The organism is Marinobacterium mangrovicola, from assembly GCF_004339595.1.
Taxonomy (GTDB): domain Bacteria; phylum Pseudomonadota; class Gammaproteobacteria; order Pseudomonadales; family Balneatricaceae; genus Marinobacterium_D; species Marinobacterium_D mangrovicola.
This window is the reverse complement of record NZ_SMFU01000013.1, coordinates 103,647-124,694: the sequence shown is the minus strand read 5'-3', so window position 1 is coordinate 124,694 and position 21,048 is coordinate 103,647. Positions and strand designations below refer to the sequence as shown.

At 56.6% G+C, this 21,048-nt stretch carries 17 protein-coding genes and 2 tRNA genes; 14 read left to right on the top strand and 5 right to left on the bottom strand.

The genetic code is table 11. From position 1 onward, the window contains the following. Nucleotides 1-6: 6 nt before the first annotated feature. The 9 genes from hisC (at nt 7) to CLV83_RS20200 (ending at nt 8,733) form a co-directional block, all read left to right on the top strand. Nucleotides 7-1,113, top strand: a complete 1,107-nt coding sequence (hisC, locus tag CLV83_RS20240; protein WP_132297025.1) for a histidinol-phosphate transaminase — start codon at nt 7-9, stop codon at nt 1,111-1,113. Further along, a complete protein-coding gene (locus CLV83_RS20235; protein WP_341540391.1) occupies nt 1,107-3,320 on the top strand; it encodes a bifunctional prephenate dehydrogenase/3-phosphoshikimate 1-carboxyvinyltransferase in 2,214 nt (737 codons plus the stop codon). The genes hisC and CLV83_RS20235 overlap by 7 nt, the downstream gene beginning before the upstream one ends. Next, a complete protein-coding gene (cmk, locus tag CLV83_RS20230; RefSeq protein ID WP_132297022.1) occupies nt 3,320-4,015 on the top strand; it encodes a (d)CMP kinase in 696 nt (231 codons plus the stop codon). The genes CLV83_RS20235 and cmk overlap by 1 nt, the downstream gene beginning before the upstream one ends. Nucleotides 4,016-4,043: 28 nt before the next feature. Then, a complete protein-coding gene (gene rpsA / locus CLV83_RS20225) occupies nt 4,044-5,723 on the top strand; it encodes a 30S ribosomal protein S1 (RefSeq protein ID WP_132297019.1) in 1,680 nt (559 codons plus the stop codon). A gap of 51 nt (nt 5,724-5,774) precedes the next feature. After that, nucleotides 5,775-6,071, top strand: a complete 297-nt coding sequence (ihfB, locus tag CLV83_RS20220; RefSeq protein ID WP_132297016.1) for an integration host factor subunit beta — start codon at nt 5,775-5,777, stop codon at nt 6,069-6,071. A gap of 20 nt (nt 6,072-6,091) precedes the next feature. Next, on the top strand, nt 6,092-6,397 hold the full coding sequence (locus CLV83_RS20215; RefSeq protein ID WP_132297013.1) for a LapA family protein: 306 nt from the start codon (nt 6,092-6,094) through the stop codon (nt 6,395-6,397). 1 nt (nt 6,398) lies between these two features. Next, the gene (gene lapB / locus CLV83_RS20210) at nt 6,399-7,595 is read left to right on the top strand and encodes a lipopolysaccharide assembly protein LapB (RefSeq protein ID WP_132297010.1); all 1,197 of its coding nucleotides are present in this window, start codon (nt 6,399-6,401) and stop codon (nt 7,593-7,595) included. A 14-nt stretch (nt 7,596-7,609) separates the two neighbouring features. Next, a complete protein-coding gene (gene pyrF / locus CLV83_RS20205) occupies nt 7,610-8,314 on the top strand; it encodes an orotidine-5'-phosphate decarboxylase (RefSeq protein ID WP_132297007.1) in 705 nt (234 codons plus the stop codon). A 146-nt stretch (nt 8,315-8,460) separates the two neighbouring features. Beyond that, the gene (locus tag CLV83_RS20200) at nt 8,461-8,733 is read left to right on the top strand and encodes a ComEA family DNA-binding protein (protein ID WP_132297004.1); all 273 of its coding nucleotides are present in this window, start codon (nt 8,461-8,463) and stop codon (nt 8,731-8,733) included. A 51-nt stretch (nt 8,734-8,784) separates the two neighbouring features. Here the strand turns inward: CLV83_RS20200 and CLV83_RS20195 are convergent, their stop codons facing one another. The 3 genes from CLV83_RS20195 to CLV83_RS20185 all read right to left on the bottom strand — a co-directional run bounded on the left by CLV83_RS20195 (nt 8,785) and on the right by CLV83_RS20185 (nt 13,128). Then, nucleotides 8,785-9,678 (bottom strand): AEC family transporter, encoded by an 894-nt coding sequence (locus CLV83_RS20195; RefSeq protein WP_132297001.1) that lies wholly within the window; start codon nt 9,676-9,678, stop codon nt 8,785-8,787. A gap of 85 nt (nt 9,679-9,763) precedes the next feature. After that, nucleotides 9,764-10,252, bottom strand: a complete 489-nt coding sequence (locus CLV83_RS20190) for a universal stress protein (RefSeq protein ID WP_132296998.1) — start codon at nt 10,250-10,252, stop codon at nt 9,764-9,766. Between the two features lie 29 nt (nt 10,253-10,281). Beyond that, entirely contained in the window at nt 10,282-13,128 is a 2,847-nt protein-coding gene (locus tag CLV83_RS20185) for an FAD-binding and (Fe-S)-binding domain-containing protein (RefSeq protein WP_132296995.1), read from the bottom strand. Nucleotides 13,129-13,335: 207 nt separating this feature from the next. On the opposite strand from CLV83_RS20185, the gene pdhR reads away from it, so the two are divergent. From pdhR to aceF, 3 genes are all read left to right on the top strand, one after another. Further along, nucleotides 13,336-14,097 (top strand): pyruvate dehydrogenase complex transcriptional repressor PdhR, encoded by a 762-nt coding sequence (gene pdhR / locus CLV83_RS20180; protein WP_132296992.1) that lies wholly within the window; start codon nt 13,336-13,338, stop codon nt 14,095-14,097. Between the two features lie 293 nt (nt 14,098-14,390). Next, nucleotides 14,391-17,039, top strand: a complete 2,649-nt coding sequence (gene aceE, locus CLV83_RS20175; protein WP_132297407.1) for a pyruvate dehydrogenase (acetyl-transferring), homodimeric type — start codon at nt 14,391-14,393, stop codon at nt 17,037-17,039. A gap of 42 nt (nt 17,040-17,081) precedes the next feature. Further along, nucleotides 17,082-19,043, top strand: coding sequence for a pyruvate dehydrogenase complex dihydrolipoyllysine-residue acetyltransferase (aceF, locus tag CLV83_RS20170; protein ID WP_132296989.1), 1,962 nt, complete (start codon nt 17,082-17,084; stop codon nt 19,041-19,043). 356 nt (nt 19,044-19,399) lie between these two features. Here aceF and CLV83_RS20165 read toward each other — a convergent pair. Continuing rightward, nucleotides 19,400-19,476: transfer RNA gene (locus CLV83_RS20165), tRNA-Pro, on the bottom strand. A gap of 187 nt (nt 19,477-19,663) precedes the next feature. After that, a tRNA-Pro gene (locus CLV83_RS20160) sits at nt 19,664-19,740 on the bottom strand. A 139-nt stretch (nt 19,741-19,879) separates the two neighbouring features. Between CLV83_RS20160 and CLV83_RS20155 the strand changes: the two genes are divergently transcribed. Both CLV83_RS20155 and CLV83_RS20150 read left to right on the top strand, forming a co-directional pair. Continuing rightward, nucleotides 19,880-20,281 (top strand): CidA/LrgA family protein, encoded by a 402-nt coding sequence (locus CLV83_RS20155; RefSeq protein ID WP_243642458.1) that lies wholly within the window; start codon nt 19,880-19,882, stop codon nt 20,279-20,281. 56 nt (nt 20,282-20,337) lie between these two features. Continuing rightward, complete coding sequence (locus CLV83_RS20150) at nt 20,338-20,988, top strand: LrgB family protein (RefSeq protein ID WP_341540392.1); 651 nt, start codon at nt 20,338-20,340, stop codon at nt 20,986-20,988. Nucleotides 20,989-21,048 lie beyond the last annotated feature (60 nt).

Genomic DNA, 21,048 nt, shown 5'->3' with positions numbered 1-21,048 from the left:
ATCTCCATGAGCTTTGATCTGTATAGTCTTGCATCCTCCGGCGTCGCAGGCCTTGCGCCTTATCGCCCGGGGAAACCCGCCGCGGAACTGGAGCGGGAACTTGGCCTGACTGATATCGTCAGTCTGGCCAGTAATGAAAATCCCCTGGGGCCAAGCCCTGCTGCCCTGGCGGCGGCAACGGAGTCGCTTGCAGGCATGACGCGGTATCCCGATGCAGCGGGTTTTCGCCTTAAGGCGGCACTGCGCGAGCGTTTCGGCCTGAGTTCAGAGCGCCTGACTTTAGGGAATGGCTCGAATGAACTGATCAGCCTGGCAGCACGCGTATTTGTGAGGCCTGGCGATCAGATTATTTACTCCGAATACAGTTTCATCGCCTACGCGATCGCGGCTCGCTTTGTGAATGCGGAGCCTGTCGTGGTACCAGCAAAAGATTCAGGCCACGATCTGGCTGCGATGGCAGCGGCAGTGACCGATAAAACGCGCCTGATCTTTCTGGCCAATCCGAATAACCCCACCGGTACCTGGTTTACCCGGGATGAGCTGGCGCGTTTCATGAGTGCAATCCCGTCCCGTGTCATCGTGGTGCTTGATGAGGCCTATACCGAATATGTGGATCCGGCAGCGGGTTTGCCTGATGGCTTGAAGCTGCTGGATGACTACCCGAACCTGATCGTGCTGCGCACTTTCTCCAAGGCCTACGGCCTGGCGGGCCTGCGCGTGGGGTTTGCGGCTGCGGATGCTACGGTTACCGATCTTTTGAACCGAGTGCGCGATCCGTTCAACGTCAATATACCGGCCTTGGCTGCGGCCGAAGCGGCGCTGTTTGATGTCGAGCATCTGGCCAAAACGTTGGAGGTGAATCGTCAGGGCGTCGCGCAGCTGCAGGAGGGTTTGCAAAGGCTGGGTCTTGAATCGCTGCCGACCCAGGGCAACTTCCTGCTTCTGGATCTGAAGCGGCCGGCGCAGCCGGTATTTGATCTGCTGCTGAGGGAAGGCGTGATTCCGCGTCCGCTAGCGCCCTATGGTTTGAATGACCACCTGCGTGTAACCGTCGGCCTGGCCGAGGAGAATCGACGTTTCCTGGCAGCACTGGAGAAGGTGCTGGCGTGTTGAAGTTCTCTACCAGTCGTGTGCTGGTTATCGGTCTGGGTCTGATTGGCGGGTCCCTGGCTCGCGCATTGAAGCAGCGTCATCTGGTGGATGAAGTTGTGGGCTACGATCTTAACCGTGCCGAATGTGAGCTCGGCCTTTCCCTGGGCGTCATCGATCGTATCGGTGAGGATCTGGGGACAGAGGTCTCTAAAGCCGGTCTGGTATTGCTGGCCGTTCCGGTCAAGGTCATGGAAGCGGTGCTGGCTGAGATCAAGCCTTGGCTTTCAGCTAACACGCTGGTTACCGATGTCGGCAGCACCAAGGGTAACCTGGTGATGGCTGCACGGAGCCTGTTCGGTGAGCTGCCTCCGGGGTTTGTGCCTGGTCATCCTATTGCCGGGGCGGAAAAAAGCGGTGTGGGTGCTTCGGATGTGGATCTTTTTGTTCGTCGCAAGGTGATTCTGACCCCGCTGCCAGAGTCTGCTCCCGAAGCAACACTGGCGATCGCCCGCATGTGGCAGGCCGTCGGTGCGGAAGTGCTGCAGATGGATGTCAGTCGGCATGATGAGGTGCTGGCTGCGACCAGTCACCTGCCTCATCTGCTGGCGTTTTCACTGGTCGATACTCTGGCACATGAGGCAGAAAATACCGATATCTTCCGCTACGCCGCAGGCGGGTTTCGTGACTTCACGCGGATTGCGGCCAGCGATCCGAGCATGTGGCACGATATCTGTTTTGCCAATCGTGATCAGCTGCTGGCGCAGATTGACCGCTTTTCTGCGGGTGTGTCGCGACTGCGCGATGCCGTAGATCGTGGCGACAGCCAGGCCTTGCTGGGTATTTTTACCCGGGCCCGATCTGCTCGCGAACATTTCTCGCGCATTCTGGCGCGCTCCGCCTATTCGCCTCAGGGGAAGCTACGACCAGCCCGTTTCCTGGTCCGTCCTAATACAAAGATCGCTGGCTCTATCGCCGTATCCGGTGACCGCTCGATCTCTCATCGTGCCATTATCCTCGCCGCGCTGGCCGATGGTATTACCGATATCGAAGGCTTCCTCGATGGTGAAGACAGCCTGGCGACACTGCAGGCGTTCCGCGATCTGGGTGTGGTTATCGAAGGCCCGCATCAAGGCAGGGTGCGGGTATATGGTGTTGGCCTGAATGGTCTGCAGCCGCCGGTCGGGCCGATTTATCTCGGTTCATCGGGTACTTCCATGCGGTTACTTTGTGGTGTGCTCGCAGGGCAGCCTTTTGCGACTGAGCTTTGCGGTGATGATCAGCTCAATGCCGAATCCATGCGCTCACTGGTACAGCCGCTGAGGGCGCTTGGCGCGCAAATCGAGACTGCAGAGGCGGAATGTGCGCCATTGAAGATTACGCCCGCTAGCCTGCAGAGCCCGCCCGCTTCGCTGAGTGTTGCGAGTGCGCAGGTTAAATCAGCGCTGCTCCTTGCCGGGCTTTATACCGATGGTCGGTTGTGCATCGAGGAGGAGGGGCTGTCCCGCGATCATACCGAACGGATGCTGGGGCGCTTTGGCTGCGAACTGCAACAGCAGGGCGATCATCTGTGTATCGAGTCCGGTCAGCGTCTCAGCGGAACGCAGCTGCGCATCCCTGGTGATCTATCTCTGGCGGCCTTTTTTATGGTGGCGACGACGATCACGCCAGGCGCGGAACTAACCCTTGAGCATATCGGAATTAATCCGACACGCATGGGGTTGGTGACTATCCTGAAACAGATGGGAGCCGATATAGAGCTGCATGATGCTCACGACGAGTGTGGTGAGCCTGTTGCCGATATCAGTGTTCGCTACGCGCCGCTCCAGGGAGTAGTGATCCCTGACGAGCTCAGCCGTCTGGCTCTCGATGAGTGTCCTGCTCTGTTGGTGGCTGCAGCCTGTGCAGAGGGTGAGACCCGCCTGACTTTGCCGGATGACGATACGCTTTTGTCAAACACACGACTTAAACTTATGTGCAGTGCGCTGCAGCAGCTGGGCATTGCGCTGACACTGAACAATAACGAGCTGCGCGTCCGCGGCGGTGATCTGGGCAGCGGTATGCTGGACTGCGGCGGTGATCCGCGCGTGGCGATGGCGCTGACCATGGTTGCACAGCGCGCGAGCGGCTCACTTGATATCGCTGGCTGCGAATCGGTCGATGCATTTTGTCCCGAGTTTGCTGATCTGGCTCGACGTATTGGTATTGCTTTATTTAAGGAGGAGGACTGATGTCCCGCCGAGAACAAGAGGTCCCCGTAATTGCTGTTGATGGTCCAAGTGGCTCCGGCAAGGGAACGCTCTGTAAATTGCTGGCGCGTTCGCTGGGCTGGCATCTGCTCGACAGTGGCGCCCTTTACCGCCTGACCGCGCTGGCTGCACGCCATCATGGCGTCAGTCTGGATGACACCGAAGCGCTGGTGGTTCTGGCCGCTCATCTGGATGTGAAATTTATCGCCGGAGAGCAGGATGAAGAACTCCAGATCGTACTCGAAGGTGAAGAGGTCACTCTGGCGATCCGCACCGAAGAGGTGGGGGCCGATGCATCCGTCGTAGCCGCCCTGGGCCCGGTGCGCGAAGCGTTGCTGAGCCGTCAGCGTGATTTTGTGCATGCGCCGGGCCTGGTCGCAGATGGCCGGGATATGGGCACCGTAGTCTTCCCTGAGGCGCCTTTAAAAATATATCTTGACGCCAGTGCGGAAGAGCGTGCGAGTCGCCGTTATAACCAGTTGATTAGCAAGGGGCTGGGTGCTAGCCTTGAAGCAATACTGGACGATATCAGGGCACGTGACGACCGCGATATGAATCGAGCCGTCGCTCCCCTGAAACCGGCGCCTGATGCAATTATTCTTGATTCCACCAAGATGACGATCGACGAGGTTCTGCTGGCGGTGCTGGACGAAGCGAGACATAGAGGGTTGCGCTGACGCGGCCCCATTTTGAGGACCGAGGGTGATGAGCGAGAGTTTTGCTGAGCTGTTCGAGGAAAGCCTGAAAGACCTGGACATGGCGCCGGGATCGATCGTTACGGGCACGGTAGTCGCGATTGATAACGATTTTGTTATCGTTAATGCGGGGCTTAAGTCGGAGGGGGTGATCCCCCTGGAGCAGTTCCGTGACGAGCAGGGCGAAGTCAGCCTTCAGGTTGGAGACGAGGTCCGGGTAGCGCTTGAGTCGCTTGAAGATGGCTTCGGCTCCACCCAGCTTTCTCGTGAAAAGGCGAAGCGTGCTGAAGCCTGGGCGGTCCTCGAAAAAGCATACGAAGGCGAAGAGACCGTCACCGGCCATATCACTGGCCGGGTCCGCGGTGGTCTTACCGTGGATGTGAACGGTATCAACGCCTTTCTCCCCGGTTCTCTGGTTGACGTTCGTCCCCTGCGTGATACTTCCCACCTCGAGGGCCAGGAGCTTGAGTTTAAACTCGTTAAGCTCGATGCCCGTTCCAACAATATTGTCGTCTCCCGCCGCGCGGTACTTGAAGCTGTCTACAGCGAAGAGCGCGAGAAGCTGCTTGAGAAGATGGAAGAGGGGCTGGTGCTGAAAGGGGTGGTGAAAAACCTCACCGACTATGGCGCCTTTATCGACCTCGGCGGTATCGATGGGCTGCTGCATATTACCGACATCGCCTGGAAACGGGTCAAGCATCCGAGCGAAGTACTCAAAATCGGTGACGAGATCGACGTCAAGGTCCTCAAGTTTGATCGCGAGCGCAGCCGCGTATCCCTGGGCCTGAAACAGCTGAAGGAAGACCCCTGGAATCAGCTCACCAAGGATTACACCGTGGGTGACAAGGTTACCGCCAAGGTAACCAATCTTACCGATTACGGCTGTTTTGCTGAGATCGCTGAAGGTATCGAAGGCCTGGTTCACGTCTCCGAGATGGACTGGACCAACAAGAACATCCATCCCTCCAAGGTCGTTTCCATCGGCGATGAAATCGACGTCATGATTCTGGATATCGATCAGCAGCGTCGTCGCATCTCCCTGGGGATGAAACAGTGTAAACAGAACCCCTGGCAGGCCTTTGCCAGCACCTACAAGAAAGGCGATCGCATCAGTGGTGCTATTCGCTCGATTACTGACTTTGGTGTCTTTATTGGCCTGGAAGGTGGAATCGACGGCCTCGTACACCTGTCCGATCTTTCCTGGGATGAGCCGGGTGAGACTGTGGTCAAAGAGTATTCCAAGGGGCAGGAAGTTGAAGCGCTGGTGCTCTCTATCGATCCGGAGCGTGAACGCATTGCGCTGGGTATCAAACAGATGAATTCCGATCCGTTTATCGAGTATGCCGATCAGAACCCGAAAGGGGCGATTGTCACCGGTAAAGTAACGGAAGTGGACCCGCGTCAGGCTACAGTCAGCCTGGCTGAGGGCATAGATGGCGTTCTGAAAGTCTCGGAATTGTCCCGCGACCGTGTTGAAGATCTGAGCAGTGAACTCTCTGTAGGTGACGAGATCGAAGCTGCGATCATCAGTGTTGATCGCCGGAATCGCGCTATTAACCTGTCGGTAAAACAGGTTGAGATCAAAGAGCAGAAAGAAGCGCTCAAGTCTGTCCAGGAGAAGGCCGATGAGGCAGCTCCGACGACCATTGGTGATCTTATTAAGGCGCAGATGGAAAAACGGGATTCCTGATCAGGTCGCCGGACCCGCTGGTCCGGCCCCTAACTTCGGCGAGGAGCTGATATGACAAAATCGGAATTGATTGAGCGTCTGATTGATGCGCACCCTCAGTTATCGGTAAAGGATGTCGAACTTGCAGTTAAAACCATGCTTGATCATATGACGGAGGCCCTGTCTGAAGGGGACCGGATCGAGATACGGGGTTTTGGCAGTTTTTCTCTGCATTACCGGGCGCCGCGCATCGGTCGTAACCCGAAAACCGGTGATTCCGTGCCTCTGCCGGAAAAGTTTGTACCTCACTTCAAACCGGGTAAAGAGTTGCGTGATCAGGTAAACCAAAGCCTTCAGGACGAATCCTGAGCTGATATAGAGGCCGTTCTGTGAACTGGATCAAAACCCTTCTCGCTGCCGTCATCGGTTTGCTGATACTGGCAGTGGGGATTCTTTTTACCGTGCATAACACGGAGCCGGTCAGCATTGATCTGGTGTTCTTTACCCTGCCTGAGGCGACTCTGTCGCTCTGGTTGATTCTTGCGTTTGTCGCCGGCGGACTCTGCGGAGTATTGCTGAGCAGCCTGACCATCATGGCGTTGAAAACACGCTTGAGCCGTGCCCAGCGCAAGGTTACTCATAATCGAGAAGAGATAGATCGCCTGCGCTCCCTGGCGCTGAAAGACTCTGCCTGAGATGTCCTTTGATCCGCTCCTGCTGCTGTTGCTGGTTGCCGCCATAGGGATCGGCTGGTTCCTGGGTCGGCGCTCCCGGCAATCTGACGCGAGTCGCGGCAGCGAGACGCGCCAGGACGGAGCGTTGAGCCGTGAATATTTCCAGGGGCTCAACTATCTGATGAGCGACCGTACCGACGAGGCCATAGAGAGCTTCATACGGGCGCTCGAAATCAATTCCGATACAATTCCTGCCCATCTCGCGGTTGCCCGTCTGCTGCGTCGCAAGGGCGATGTGGATCGTGCTATCCGTGTTCACCAGACTCTGCTTGCCCGCCCCGGGTTGGAGCATACCGATTTCATCCGGATTCAGATGGCGCTGGCGCGTGACTATGAAGCGATAGGTCTGCTGGATCGAGCTGAAAATCTGTTGCACGAAATTATCCGCGACAACCCCGGTGCGGAGATGAAATCCAACGCGCTTGAGTTGCTGGTCAAGCTCTATGAAAAAGAGGCCGAGTGGAGCGATGCGCTGCGTATGGGGCGTCAGTTGGAAGCGGAAGGCCAGGGCCGTATAGGGCGCGAGTTGGCGCAATACTGTTGTGAACTGGCCGAAAACAGCCTGGCAAGAAAACGCTGGAAGGAGGTTCAGACCGGTCTGGCAGAAGCACTCAGGTTTAACCCCAGTGGTGTACGTCCCAACCTTCTTGGTGCCCGGATGGCGATGGAGCGAAGTCAGTGGCCGCTCGCTATCAAGCGCCTTCGCAGTGTTCGTGAGCAGGAGCCGTTGCTGGTTTCGGAAACGATTCCGTTGCTGGCCCGCTGCTATAAGGAGGTTAATCGCCTCGATCAGTTTGAAAGCTATCTTGAAGAGTGTATGGTGCACGCGCCGTCGACAACGGTGCTGCTTGCAAGGACTGATCTTCTTTGTGAGCGAGAAGGCGTCAGGGCTGCAGGGCAATTTATAACGGATGAATTGAAAAGCCGGCCATCCATTCGGGGCTTTAATCGACTGATAGATCTGCATCTCGAATATGGTTCCAGCAGTGCCAGAGAAAGCCTTACCGTACTTCGGGGGCTGACGGGGCAGTTGGAGTTGAGTAAGCCGATTTATCGCTGTGGACACTGCGGTTTTGCGGGCCGCACGCTGCACTGGCATTGCCCGTCCTGTCGGCAGTGGGATAGCACGCGCCCTATTCAGGGGCTGGAAGGTGAATAAACAGGTTGGTAACAATGAATAAAGTAGAAAAACCGGTCATCGTGGCGCTGGATTACCCGGCGCAAGCTCCTGCACTGGAGATGGCTGCGCGACTTGATCCCGCCAAATGTCGCGTCAAGGTCGGTAAAGAGCTGTTCACTCGTGAAGGTCCAGCCATCGTTGAAGCCTTGCAGAAGCAGGGGTTCGATCTGTTTCTGGATCTTAAATTTCACGATATTCCTAACACGGTAGCCAAGGCAGTGCGCGCAGCGGCGGAACTGGGCGTCTGGATGGTCAACGTCCATGCAAGTGGCGGCCGTCGGATGATGGAAGCGGCGCAGAACGAACTGGCGCAGGTGTCTGGCGATACCAAGCTGATTGCCGTGACGGTGCTGACCAGCATGGAGCGTTCTGACCTGGCTGAGATTGGGCTGGATATCGAGCCTCTGGAGCAGGTGCGCCGTCTGGCTAAGCTGACCAAAGACAGCGGCCTTGATGGCGTCGTATGCTCGGCGCAGGAAGCGCAGATGCTGCGCGAAGAGATCGTCGGTGACTTTGATCTGGTCACGCCGGGAATCCGTCCAGCCTGGGCCGCTGCCGGAGATCAGCGTCGTATTCTGACGCCGGTGGATGCGATTCGTGCAGGCTCAAGTTACCTGGTAGTGGGACGCCCGATTACCCAGTCCGAAGATCCTGCCCGGGCAGTCGAAGCGGTACTGAGTGAGGTAGCGTCAGCCTGACCCAGCGTTAAAGCCTTTGATCTGTAGATTTGATGCAGATCAAAGGCTGCATGAGAAGCACGCCGATATAGTAGGTTTCTGTTCAGTAATTGAGCAGTTGGTAACTGGATGGTTACGAAAAACTTACTAGGAATAAGGACATTCACATGCGTAAAATTCTGAAGGCGCTGACTCTGGCGCTCTGCTTTTTCTCCCCTCTCGCTTTTGCGGTTGATATTAACAGTGCCTCTGTTGATCAGCTGGCCAGTTCCCTGGAGGGAATCGGGCCTTCTAAAGCGGCTGCTATCATCGAATATCGCGATGAATTCGGGCCCTTTGTCAGCGTTGATCAGCTAATGGAAGTTAACGGGATAGGGCCAGCCACGGTAGAGAAAAATCGTGACCAGATAACCCTGGGAGCGGGTGATAGCGCGGAGTAGTGTTCAAGGCCAGCCATTCGGCTGGCCTTTTCTATGGATCTGTTTTTGCAACTACAGGATAAACGCGAGAGTCAGCGGAATAACGGCCAGGCTGGCCACATTGCCAATCAAAACAATGGATGCCACCTGATGCGGTTCCTGGTTATAGCGTTCGGCAACCATGTAGTTGAGTACCGCAGGCGGTAGCACACCGAATAGAATCAGAAACGCAGCGTCATTGCCCTCCAGGCCGAGCAACCAGATCGCTGGCACCGCGGCGATCAAGCCGCTCAGCGGTGTCAGTATTGCTCCCCAGGCACCGGTCTTCCAGTTCGAAAAATCGATGCTGGTCATCCTTACCCCCAGTGCAAACAGCATCAGTGGGATCGCGATCTGTCCGAGCATGTCTATCGGGGTCTTTACCGCGGCAGGAAGCGGAATATCGAACAGACTCCATGCCAGTCCGGCTACGCTGGCAAGGATCATCGGGTTGCGCGCCAGTTGCCGCAGATTAGTGCGGCTGTCGAGAATAAACATCCCCAGGGTGAAGTGGAGCAGGTTCTCCACGATAAACAGGACCACGGCAGCGGCCAGGGCATTTTCACCGAACGCCAGGACAATCAGAGGAATCCCCAGGTTACCGCTATTGTTAAACATGACGGGTGGAATCAGGGTGCGCGGCGATACGCCGATCAGACGGCAGACAGGCCAGACCAGCAGCCCGGAAAGAAGTACAACGATTAACGCGCCGAGTGCCAGGTCGACGTGCTCCAGTGGGTTGAAAGACTTGGCCGACATTACCGAAAAGATCAGTGCCGGTGCAAAGATATCGATATTGAGTCGGTTTGCCACTGACATGTCGGTGTGGGTGCGGCGGGCACAGAAATAGCCCAGGCCAACGATGGCAACCAGCGGGAAAACGGTTTGAAAGATGCGGTCAAGCAACAGCGAAAGCGAAGCGTCCATCCAAAGTCCTTATTATTGGGCGCCGCGCGGGTGAAACTGCCGGTGCCGGGACGCCCTGGGGCGTCGACCGGCAGGCGTCTGTAAGTTACATGTACTTCTTGCCGGTGGGAACGACAAAGACCGGGATCTTAGCTCTTCTTACCACCTGATGTGTAGTGGCGCTGTGATGGCCAAAGGTGTTTTCCTGGCCCATTACGATCAGGTCGGCACCGAGTTTTTCCGCTTGCGCGAGGATGGTGTCAGCATGCTGGCCCTCGGCAATGATGGGCTCTACATCGAACTTGATCTCCTGATCCAGCTCTTTTAGTTCCTCATCGCGATACTTCTCAACGCGAGTCTTCATCTGCTCCATAACGCGGGCGATCCCTTCGTCGTGCATCTGAGTGATCACGTCATCGGGGAGGTAGGTGTGGATCAGAGCGCGCCCCATTTCTCCTACCGGTTCTACCACATGCAGCATCAGCAGGCGCGCATTGAGGTTGTTCGCCAGTTGAACGGCCTGGCGAAATACCGGGCGGGTGTGCTCTCCCAGCGAAGAGGTATAAAGGATGGTCTTGATTGCAGGTAATGACATGGCGTTCTCCTCAGCCGGCGCAGGTTGTTTTAACCTCTGACCCGGTCCGTCGTTGGGTTGTTGTTCTTAATACACTGGTCCAGCAGATACACAATGGAGCGATACTCGATGCCGCTGTGGTGGCTCAGGCCAACTTCACAGGTGCGGCTGCTGGAGTACCCCCCGCTGCAGTGTTCCACCTGGGGCTTCAGGTTGCGCAGTGCGCTGGCGTTTAGTTCCGGCGTACTGAACCCCTTGTCACCGGCAAAACCGCAGCAGCCGATGCCTTCGGGAATGACAACCTTGCGGGCCAGTCGCGACGCGATGCGCGTAAGGCTTGTGGCCTGCCCCATGCGGGTTGCGCTGCAGGTGATGTGCAGGGCGATCTCCTCGTCCACCGGCTTGATATCGAGACGGTCCAGAAGGAAGCGGTCGATGAACTCTATGCTGTCATAAAGCCGTATTGCCGGGTCGAGCTGTTCGCCGAGCCTCAGGCTGCAGGGACTGGTGTCAGAATAGACCGGGATGCGGCCATTTTCCGTGATGTGCAGCAATTCCCTGTTCAGTTCACCGGCTTTGTTTGCCGCGGTATCAAATAGCCCCTTGGACTGGAACGGCATGCCGCAGCAGAGCGATTCCAGGTTGTTGGGGTAGATCACCTGGTAGCCGGCCTGTTCCAGCAGTGTGGCGGTGACCTCCATAAGGGGAGTGCTGTCAGCGGCGCCCCGCTGTGGACCCATGACCCGGCTGGCGCAGCTTGGCAGATACACCACCTTGTCCCTTGAATTGTCCGCGACCGGTAGATCTTTGTGCCGTTGTGGATTGCCTGTCGGCATTGCCGGGGTCCATTGCTGGACTCGATTGCCGGAGAGCTTTCTGACGCTGTCGGTCAGTCGGCGCATATTGGCTGTGCCGATCAGGCCGTGAGCTTTGTCGGCGCTGTTCAAGAGCAGGCTGCCGGCCTTGCTGGCGCCGCCAAAGTGGTTGGCAACCCAGTCGGCGCTACGGCTACCTTCGGGGTGTCGTTCATGGCGAATGGCTCGGGTGAGATCGCCGGTGTTGATACCAACAGGGCAGGCGGTAGAGCACAGACCGCAGGCTGCGCAGGTTTCCTCTCCCTGGTAGGTGTAATCACCGCGCAGGCTGGTAAGGCGTGCAGGATCTTCAGCGCTGCGTTCGAGGCGGGAAATTTCCCGCCAGAGTGCAATGCGCTGGCGTGGAGTGGTCGTCAGAGCGCGGGAGGGGCAGGTGGGTTCACAGAAGCCACATTCAATGCAGGCATCGACGAGTGTATTCGCCGCAGGCATAGGTTTGAGGTTGCTCAGGTGGACCCCAGGGTCGCGGTTGAGGATCACGCCTGGGTTGAGGATCTCTTGAGGATCGAGCAGGCGTTTGAGTTCCCACATCAGGTTGTAGGCTTCTTTGCCCCACTCCAGCTCAACGTAGGGTGCCATATTGCGCCCGGTGCCATGCTCGGCTTTCAAGGACCCTTCGTAGCGAGCGGTGACCAGCTCGGCTACATCATCCATAAGTCCCGAGTAGCGACGGATCTCTTCATCGCTATCGAACGCCTGGGTAAAGACGAAATGGAGGTTACCCTCGAGTGCGTGGCCGAAGATGATCGCTTCGGAGTAACCCCAGTGTTCGAACAGCCGGTGGAGGTCAGCAACGGCACTGGCCAGTTGCGGAACGGGAACGGCGATATCTTCGATGATCACGGTGGTGCCCGTCGTACGGACAGCGCCGACTGCCGGGAACAGGCCCTTGCGGATCGCCCAGTACTGGGCGCAGGTATCCGCATCGCTGGTGAACTGCACAGGTTCACTGGTTGGCAGCGCAGAAATCGCCTGCAGGATCTGTTCGATCTGCTGGCCGAGGCTTTGCTTGTCGGCGGCGCGGGTTTCTATCAGCAGTGCGGCGGCATCCGCAGGAAGCTGTCGAATAATTTCCGGCATCGCCTGTTTATCCTCGATAGAGCGCAATCCCGCCCGGTCGATCAGCTCCACTGCGTCGACGGGAGTGGGTTTGACCAGCGCTACAGCTTCGCAGGCAGTCTGTAGTTGATCAAAAAATACCAGTGCTGAAGCTTTATGGGGGTGCTCTGGCACTGTGCGATAGCAGATCTCTGAAATAAAACCGAGCGTGCCCTCTGAGCCGATCATCAGATGTTGGAGGATGTCGATCGGGTCTGTGTAATCGATCAGGGAGTTAAGCGCATACCCGGTGGTGTTTTTTAGCCGATACTTATGGGTGATCCGCTGAGAAAGCTGTTCATTGGCTCGGGTAAGTCGCGCCAATGAATCCAGGGCTTCGAGCAGGCTTTGGTGGCTGTTGCGGAATGCATCAACGCTGTTGGTATCGCCGGTATCGAGCTGTGTACCGTCGGCCAGGATCAGGCGCATGGAATCCAGGGTGCGGTAACTGTTATGCGCGGTGCCGCAGCACATGCCGCTGGCATTGTTGGCGGCAATACCGCCGATCTTAGCGGCATTGATCGATGCCGGGTCCGGGCCGATTTTGCGGCCAAAAGGGGCCAGGTACAGGTTCGCCTGGGCGCCGATGACGCCAGGTTGCAGCTTGATGCGCTGTGCATCGTCCAGAATTTCGTGGCCGCTCCAGCCATCGCCCAGTATCAACAGGACGGAATCGGTGATCGCCTGGCCAGAGAGGCTGGTGCCGGCGGCTCTGAACGTCAGCGCAATTTCCTGCTGGCGGGCAGCGCTGATGATGCGTGCGACCTCCGATTCGGTTTCGACCTTGACGACCAGTTGCGGCAGCAGGCGATAAAAGCTGGCATCGGTACCGTAGGCCAGTGTTCGCAGCGGATCGGTAATCAGTCGCTTCGCCGGAATGAACTGCTCTAGCGTGGCGAGAAATGCCTGGTGCTCTTGACGCATGGGGTCGCTACCTCGTGTTGGCCCGCAAGCTCGGGAATCTGTAGCTGGCGGATGCTTTTTCTTTAATTATTGGAGCGATTGAAAAATTGGTCATACCAATTTACCATCGCTGATGGGGTACTGTATTTTTTTTGATCGATACTTGTCAATTCCAGCGCGAATTGGTCGGCGGTATGCTGGCAACTGTGTTTTGTGGGTGGATATGGAATGAACTATCGCAGTGTGAAACAGCCGAAACTCTCTGACATCATCATGCAACGCATCGAAGAGATGATCATGGAAGGCGCTCTGAGGCCGGGCCAGCGGCTACCATCGGAAAGAGAGTTGGCGACGGAGTTTGAAGTATCCAGGCCGTCACTTCGGGAGGCGTTGCAGAAGCTCGCGGCCAAGGGGTTGCTGGTGAGTCGCCAGGGCGGTGGTACTTATGTCGCTGACAATATTGGCAACAGTCTTGTTGATCCGCTGCTTGATCTATTCCGCAGCCATCCGGAATCCCAGTATGACCTGCTGGAGTTCCGTCACGCGCTTGAGGGCGTATCGGCCTATTACGCAGCGCTCAGGTCGACGCCGGCGGATCGGGAGTTATTACAGGCGCGCCTGGATGATCTGCAGCATTACCACGATCGCAAAGAGTTCGATAAAGAGGTGGCGGCCGATGTGGAGTTTCATCTGGCGATTGCCGGCGCTGCGCATAATGTGGTGCTGCTACATATGATGAGGGCGCTGTTTAACCTTCTGCATCAGCATATTGGGGATAACCTCAGCAACATCTATCCGAAGGCGGATGTACGGCAGAAAATTCATGAGCAGCATCGTGTGCTGATGGATGCGATCTGTGCTGGTGAACCTGAGGTGGCTCGTAATGCGGCGCACGATCATTTGGTCTATGTTGAAGAAGCGTTGCTGGAACAGGGGCGGGAAGAGTCCCGTGTTCAGCGGGCGTTGCGGCGCTTCAATCACGCGCCGTAGCGTCTCTTGTAAGAGTTATGTACAAAAATTACATGCATTCCTGGTTAAAATCTAATCAGTTTTGCGTTTTATGCGGTTTTGTAGACTGATTGAAATACTCTGTGTAGTATATTTACACACAATCAAAGCACCCGAAACCCTTGTGCGATGCAGCATTCAGGGCGCAAGTATAAGAAAATTACATACTCAGAGGTGCGATTGGAAAGCGCTCGAAACGCATGATCTGCGTATCGGGCGCTTTTCTCTGCAAACTGACGGCTTATGGAATCGGAGAAAGCACAGTGCATGATGAGATGATTGAAGATATCGATCCAATCGAAACTCACGAATGGATGGAAGCGCTTGAGTCTGTCGCCAAAAACGATAGTAACGAGCGTGCGCGTTACCTGCTGTCCAAGCTGGGCAGCCGTGCCGCAGAAATCGGCATCGGTAGTGCAGGCACTCTTAGCACGCCCTACGTGAACACCATCTCGCCGAGCGACGAAGTACGTATGCCCGGTGATCTGTTCATGGAGCGTCGCATCCGCTCATTCATCCGCTGGAACGCCATGGCGATGGTCATGCGTGCCAACGATAACGACGAGGGACTGGGTGGTCACATCTCCAGCTTCTCCTCTTCCGCCACACTCTACGATATCGGCTTTAACTACTTCTTCCACGGCGCCGAAGGCGATCGTGATGCCGATATGGTTTTCTTCCAGGGTCACATCTCTCCGGGTATCTATGCCCGTGCATACCTGGAAGGTCGCCTCACTGAAGAGCAGCTGGATAACTTCCGTCGCGAAGTAGACGGTAACGGTCTGTCCTCTTACCCGCACCCCTGGCTGATGCCGAACTTCTGGCAGTTCCCGACCGTATCCATGGGGCTGGGGCCGATTCAGGCGATCTACCAGGCGCACATGATGCGTTACCTGTCTGCGCGTGACCTGGTCAAGCGCGGCGACCGTAAGGTCTGGGCTTTCCTGGGTGACGGCGAGTGTGATGAGCCGGAATCTCTGGGTGCCATCTCTCTGGCGGGTCGTGAAGGACTGGAAAACCTGGTCTTCGTGATCAACTGTAACCTGCAGCGTCTGGACGGCCCGGTTCGTGGTAACGGCAAGATCGTGCAGGAGCTCGAAGGCATCTTCCGCGGCGCCGGCTGGAACGTCATCAAGTGTCTCTGGGGTCGCCACTGGGATCCGCTGTTCGAGAAAGACACCAAGGGTCTGCTGAAGAAGCGCATGGACGAAGTCTGTGACGGCGAGCTGCAGAACTACAAGGCCAACGGCGGTGCTTACACGCGTGAACACTTCTTCGGCAAATATCCGGAACTGGCCGAGATGGTCAAGGATATGTCCGACGAAGAGATCATGAACCTTAACCGCGGTGGTCACGATCCTTACAAGGTTTACGCGGCTTACCATGCAGCGATGAACCACAAGGGGCAGCCGACCGTCATTCTGGCGCAGACCGTAAAAGGTTACGGTACTGGTCAGTCCGGTCAGGCGAAGAACGATACCCACTCTCTGAAGAAAGTGGCGATGGACGACCTCAAGTCGTTCCGCGATCGTTTCAACATCCCGCTGTCTGATGATCAGCTGAAAGAAGTTCCGTACTACCGTCCGTCTCCGGATTCCGCGGAGATGAAGTACATGCTGGATCGTCGCAGCAAGCTGGGCGGTTTCTACCCGGCGCGCCGTACCGAGTTTGAAAAGCTGGAAACGCCTGAGCTGGAGGCCTTCTCCGGTCAGCTGAAAGAATCCGGCGAGCGCACCCTGTCTACCCAGATGGCACTGAACCGTGTTCTCAGCACTCTGGCGAAAGACAAGAAGATGGGTAACCGTCTGGTGCCGATCGTACCTGACGAAGCGCGTACCTTCGGTATGGAAGGTATGTTCCGTCAGCTGGGTATCTACTCATCCCAGGGACAGCGTTACGTACCGCACGACTCCGACCAGATCATGTTCTACAAGGAGTCCAAGACCGGTCAGATCCTGGAAGAGGGCATCAACGAAGCCGGTTCCATGTCTGCCTGGATCGCGGCGGCGACCTCCTACGCCAACAACAACTGCACCATGGTGCCGTTCTACATCTTCTACTCGATGTTCGGCTTCCAGCGTGTGATGGACCTGGTTTGGGCTGCTGGCGATATGCAGGCCCGTGGCTTCCTGATCGGCGCCACCTCCGGTCGTACCACGCTGAACGGTGAAGGTCTGCAGCACCAGGATGGTCACAGCCATCTGATGGCGCAGATGGTCCCGAACTGCGTCAGCTACGACCCGACCTATGGTTACGAGCTGGCTGTTATTGTTCAGGACGGTCTGAAGCGCATGTATCAGAACCAGGAAAACCGGTTCTACTACATCACTACTCTGAACGAGAACTACCAGCACCCGGCCATGCCGCAGGGCGCAGAGGAAGGTATCGTCAAGGGTATGTACCTGCTCGAGGAAGGTGGCAAGGCCGACCTGCGCGTCCAGCTGTTCGGTTGCGGTTCTATTCTGCGCGAGGTTCGTGAAGCGGCGACCCTGCTGCGTGAAGAGTTCGGCATTGAAGCGGATATCTGGAGCACAACCTCCATCAACGAACTGCGCCGCGAAGCCCAGGAAGTTGAGCGCTGGAATCTGCTGCATCCGGAAGACGAGCAGCGTGTACCTTACGTTCAGCAGGTCCTGGAAGGGCATGAAGGTCCGGTGGTTGCATCTACCGACTATATGCGCATGTACGCCGACCAGCTGCGTGAGTACATTCCGCGTCGTTACAAGGTGCTTGGTACAGATGGTTTCGGCCGTTCCGATACCCGCAGCAAGCTGCGTGAATTCTTCGAAGTTAACCGCTACTACGTCTGCATCGCTGCACTGAAGGCGCTGCAGGAAGAGGGCAAGCTCAAGCCTGCCGACGTAGCCAAGGCTATGCAGAAGTTCAATATCAACCCGGAAAAACCGGCCCCCTGGACCGTGTAAACCGGCAACTGAACATCTGAAGGTTAACGAGAGGACAGTATTGTGAGCACAACAAACATTACAGTGCCGGATATCGGTGGTTACGATGACGTTGATATCATCGAAGTCCTGGTGAAAGAGGGTGATACCATCGCTGAGGGCGATAGCCTGATCACCCTGGAGACCGACAAAGCTTCCATGGAAGTGCCGGCGACCGTTGGCGGCGTTATCAAAAAGGTTCTCGTCAGCGAAGGCGGTACCTGCAGCGAAGGCGACGTGATTGTCGAAGTGGAAGCGGAGGGTGCTGCTGAAGCGCCGGCCGCCGAGGCGCCTGCAGAAGAGAAGCCTGCTGAAGAGGCTGCGCCTGCACCCGCTGCTGCGCCTGCTGCAAGCGGTGGTAGTCGTATCGAGTCAGTGTTGATTCCGGATCTGAGCGGAGCCAGCGACGTTGATGTTATCGAAGTCCTGGTAAAAGACGGTGATAGCGTCGAAGAGGGCGATAGCCTGATCACGCTGGAGACCGACAAGGCCTCCATGGAAGTGCCTGCGCCGATGTCGGGTGTGGTTAAGTCCATGAAGATCAGCGAAGGCGCCAAGGTCAACGAAGGTGATCTGCTGCTTGAGCTCGAAGTTTCCGATGGCGGCGCTGCTCCGGCAGCTGCTCCGGCGGCGGAAGCGGCTCCTGCTGAAGCGGCTGCTCCGGCACCGGCTGCGGCCTCTGCCGCGAGCGGTGGTGTTGAACAGGTATTGATTCCGGACCTGAGCGGTGCCAGCGATGTCGACGTAATCGAAGTTCTGGTTAAGGATGGCGATAGCGTAGAAGAGGGCGACAGCCTGATCACGCTGGAAACCGACAAAGCCTCCATGGAAGTGCCGGCGCCGAAAGCGGGTGTCATCAAGTCCATGAAGATCAGCGAAGGCGACAAGGTCAACGAAGGCGATCTGCTGCTTGAGCTTGAAGTCTCTGGTGGTGCGGCTCCGGCCCCCGCTGCTGCGCCGGCCCAGGAAGCACCTAAGTCTGCAGCGCCTGCTGCGGCTGCCCCGCAGAAAGCAGCGGTGGCTCCGGCTTCCGGTGCGGACATCGCGGCTATGGACCAGAAGAACAAGTCTGTTCATGCGGGTCCCGCGGTACGTGCGATTGCGCGTGAGTTCGGTGTCGATCTGACCAAGGTTAAAGGTTCTGCCCGTAAAGGTCGTATCGTCAAAGAAGACGTTCAGGCCTACGTGAAATCCGTGATGAAGCAGGTTGAGCAGGGTGGTGGTGCAGCCGCGGCTGTCACCGGTGGTTCCGGCATTCCGCCGATCCCGGCGGTGGACTTCAGCAAGTTCGGTGAGACCGAGATGGTCAAGCTGAGCAAGGTGGACAAGATCACTCGCGACAACATGTCGCGCTGCTGGTTGAACATTCCGCACGTGACTCAGTTCGACGATGCGGATATCACCGAGCTGGAAGCTTTCCGTAAGTCGATGAAGGATGAAGCGGCCAAGTCTGGCGTTAAGCTGACCCCGCTGCCGTTCCTGATCAAGGCTGCTGCGATTGCGCTGACCCGTCATCAGAAGTTCAATGCATCGCTGCACTCCGATGGCGAACATATCGTCTACAAGAAATATGTGAACATCGGTATCGCGGTTGATACGCCGAACGGCTTGATGGTGCCGGTGATCAAGGATGCTGACAAAAAGAGCATCTACGAGCTGTCCAAAGAAGCGCTGGAGTTGGCTGGCAAGGCCAAGGATCGCAAGCTGAAGCCGAACGAGATGCAGGGTGCCTGCTTCACGATCTCGAGCCTCGGTGGCATCGGTGGTAACGGCTTTACGCCGATCGTGAACGCGCCTGAAGTGGCTATCCTGGGTGTTTCCCGTGCGGATATCAAACCGCGCTGGAACGGCAAGGAGTTTGAGCCGCGTCAGATGCTGCCGCTGTGCCTGTCCTACGATCACCGTGCAATTAATGGTGGTGACGCGGGTCGCTTCCTGACTGATCTGAACGGGCTGCTGAGCGATATCCGTCGCCTGCTGCTCTGATCTGATCGCTAGATCGATAAAAAAGCTCCTTCGGGAGCTTTTTTTTGTGCTCATCTGCTGGGCGCGGGTATTGATTGGGCGTGCCGGGCGGGCGTAATGCAGTTATAGAGCGCTGAATTGCAGGTGCTGGTTTCCTGCTGGCTTTTATCTGATATCCGCAGTGCTGGGGAAGGCTAAGTGAAACTAAGCTCTCGTGCTGCCGATATGGCAAGAAGCGGTAAGGGATCAAAATGGGAAGAGTGGTATTGCTCGACAGGGATGTCAGAATCGATAAGCGGGGTTCTAGGATCTGGTCGCGTATTGAGTGATCGTGTGTTAAGAGAGTAAAACGATTAGAAGCGGATCAAGCGAAGAAATGGTCGGGGTGACAGGATTTGAACCTACGACCCCTGCCTCCCGAAGACAGTGCTCTACCAGGCTGAGCTACACCCCGACTTGCTGTAATTTCGCAGTTGAAATGCGAAATGACTCTGGTACTGCTTGTGCAACCTGTTCAGCGTTTTACTGATGGTCTGGGAAACCGATCCGCTGTTCAAGTGAGCGCGAATTATAAGGCTTTTTCTTTGCCTGTCAATAACATGCGCCAGATTTATTGGTGTGGATAACCGCCGAATCTGTGTTGGTCGGGGTGACAGGATTTGAACCTACGACCCCTGCCTCCCGAAGACAGTGCTCTACCAGGCTGAGCTACACCCCGACTCAAATGGAAGTACCCGGTAAGGTCCTTCCGGCCGCTAAGCGATGGCGGGTAAGCCTCTTGCTCAAGCGACGCGGCGCATTATAGTGAGCTGCCTCTGGCATGCCAAGAGGATAAAGGGAAAAATGGTAGAGATTCTTTGCAACGAGATTATGTCGGCGGCTTGGGGGCCGGAAATTGGATGTTAGTTGGACTTTTAATCTTGCTGGGGTTTCAGCTCGCGGGTGAGCTGTTCGTGGTTTCTCTCTCTCTGCCGGTGCCCGGACCCGTGATGGGTATGCTGTTTATGGCGGTGTTCCTGCTGGTGGCAAAGCGGGGTGTTTCGGAATACCTGCGGCAGGTGGCTGATACCCTGTTATCAAATCTCGCCCTTTTGTTTGTCCCTGCCGGAGTGGGGCTGATGGTTCATTTGGATCTGATGGTGCGGGAGTGGTTTGTATTTGGTGTAACTCTGGTGTTCAGCACGGCGATCACCATGGGGGTGACTGGCTGGGTGCTGGTCCGGTTGATGCGCCGTTTCGAAAGGGGAAGGGGAGAGTGACTCCGTTCTGGGTTTATTTCGCTGCGCGGCCTCTGCTGTGGATCGTTTTGACGCTGGTGGTCTTTATCTTTGCGCGCTGGTTACATAAGCGTCTGGGTGGTTTGTCCGTTTTTCATCCGGTGTTGATTTCCATTCTGGTCCTGGTTGCGCTGCTTTCACTGACGGGGACGGACTACGATACCTATTTTGAAGGTGCCCAGTTTATTCATTTTCTGCTGGGGCCGGCTACGGTGGCGCTGGCGGTTCCTCTATGCGATTACTTCGACCGGCTGCGGCAGATCTGGTTGCCGGTGCTCGTGGCCTCTCTTTGCGGCGTGATTACCGCCATCATCAGTGCCAGTGGAATCGCCTGGCTGTTGGGCGCGGGTGATAAAACAATTCTAACCCTGGCGCCCAAGTCGGTGACCTCTCCTATTGCTATAGGGATAGTCGAGAAAATCGGTGGATACCCTTCTATGGCTGCGGGCCTGGTGCTGATGACCGGAATTCTCGGCTGTGTGCTGGCGCCGTTCGTGTTTCGTTTGTTTCGTATCGAGGATGATGTGGCGCGGGGTTTTGCGCTGGGGATGTCGGCGCACGGTATCGGAACGGCTTATGCGTTCGGTATCAGTGCCGCAGCAGGGGCTTTTGGTGGTCTGGCCATGGGGATTGCGGGGCTGTTGACCTCGTTTTTGTTGCCTTTGCTGGTTTCTCTGTTCGGTTTTTAACCGGGGTTGTTGGTTTGATAAAAATGTTGCGTGGCAGTAAAGTTGCGCGTTTCTGCGTTT

Coding starts and splice junctions, on each gene's coding strand:
- hisC (WP_132297025.1), top strand. CDS start 7: ATGAGCTTTGATCTGTATAGTCTTGCATCCTCCGGCGTCGCAGGCCTT.
- cmk (WP_132297022.1), top strand. CDS start 3,320: ATGTCCCGCCGAGAACAAGAGGTCCCCGTAATTGCTGTTGATGGTCCA.
- rpsA (WP_132297019.1), top strand. CDS start 4,044: ATGAGCGAGAGTTTTGCTGAGCTGTTCGAGGAAAGCCTGAAAGACCTG.
- ihfB (WP_132297016.1), top strand. CDS start 5,775: ATGACAAAATCGGAATTGATTGAGCGTCTGATTGATGCGCACCCTCAG.
- lapB (WP_132297010.1), top strand. CDS start 6,399: ATGTCCTTTGATCCGCTCCTGCTGCTGTTGCTGGTTGCCGCCATAGGG.
- pyrF (WP_132297007.1), top strand. CDS start 7,610: ATGAATAAAGTAGAAAAACCGGTCATCGTGGCGCTGGATTACCCGGCG.
- CLV83_RS20200 (WP_132297004.1), top strand. CDS start 8,461: ATGCGTAAAATTCTGAAGGCGCTGACTCTGGCGCTCTGCTTTTTCTCC.
- CLV83_RS20195 (WP_132297001.1), bottom strand. CDS start 9,678: ATGGACGCTTCGCTTTCGCTGTTGCTTGACCGCATCTTTCAAACCGTT.
- CLV83_RS20190 (WP_132296998.1), bottom strand. CDS start 10,252: ATGTCATTACCTGCAATCAAGACCATCCTTTATACCTCTTCGCTGGGA.
- CLV83_RS20185 (WP_132296995.1), bottom strand. CDS start 13,128: ATGCGTCAAGAGCACCAGGCATTTCTCGCCACGCTAGAGCAGTTCATT.
- pdhR (WP_132296992.1), top strand. CDS start 13,336: ATGAACTATCGCAGTGTGAAACAGCCGAAACTCTCTGACATCATCATG.
- aceE (WP_132297407.1), top strand. CDS start 14,391: ATGATTGAAGATATCGATCCAATCGAAACTCACGAATGGATGGAAGCG.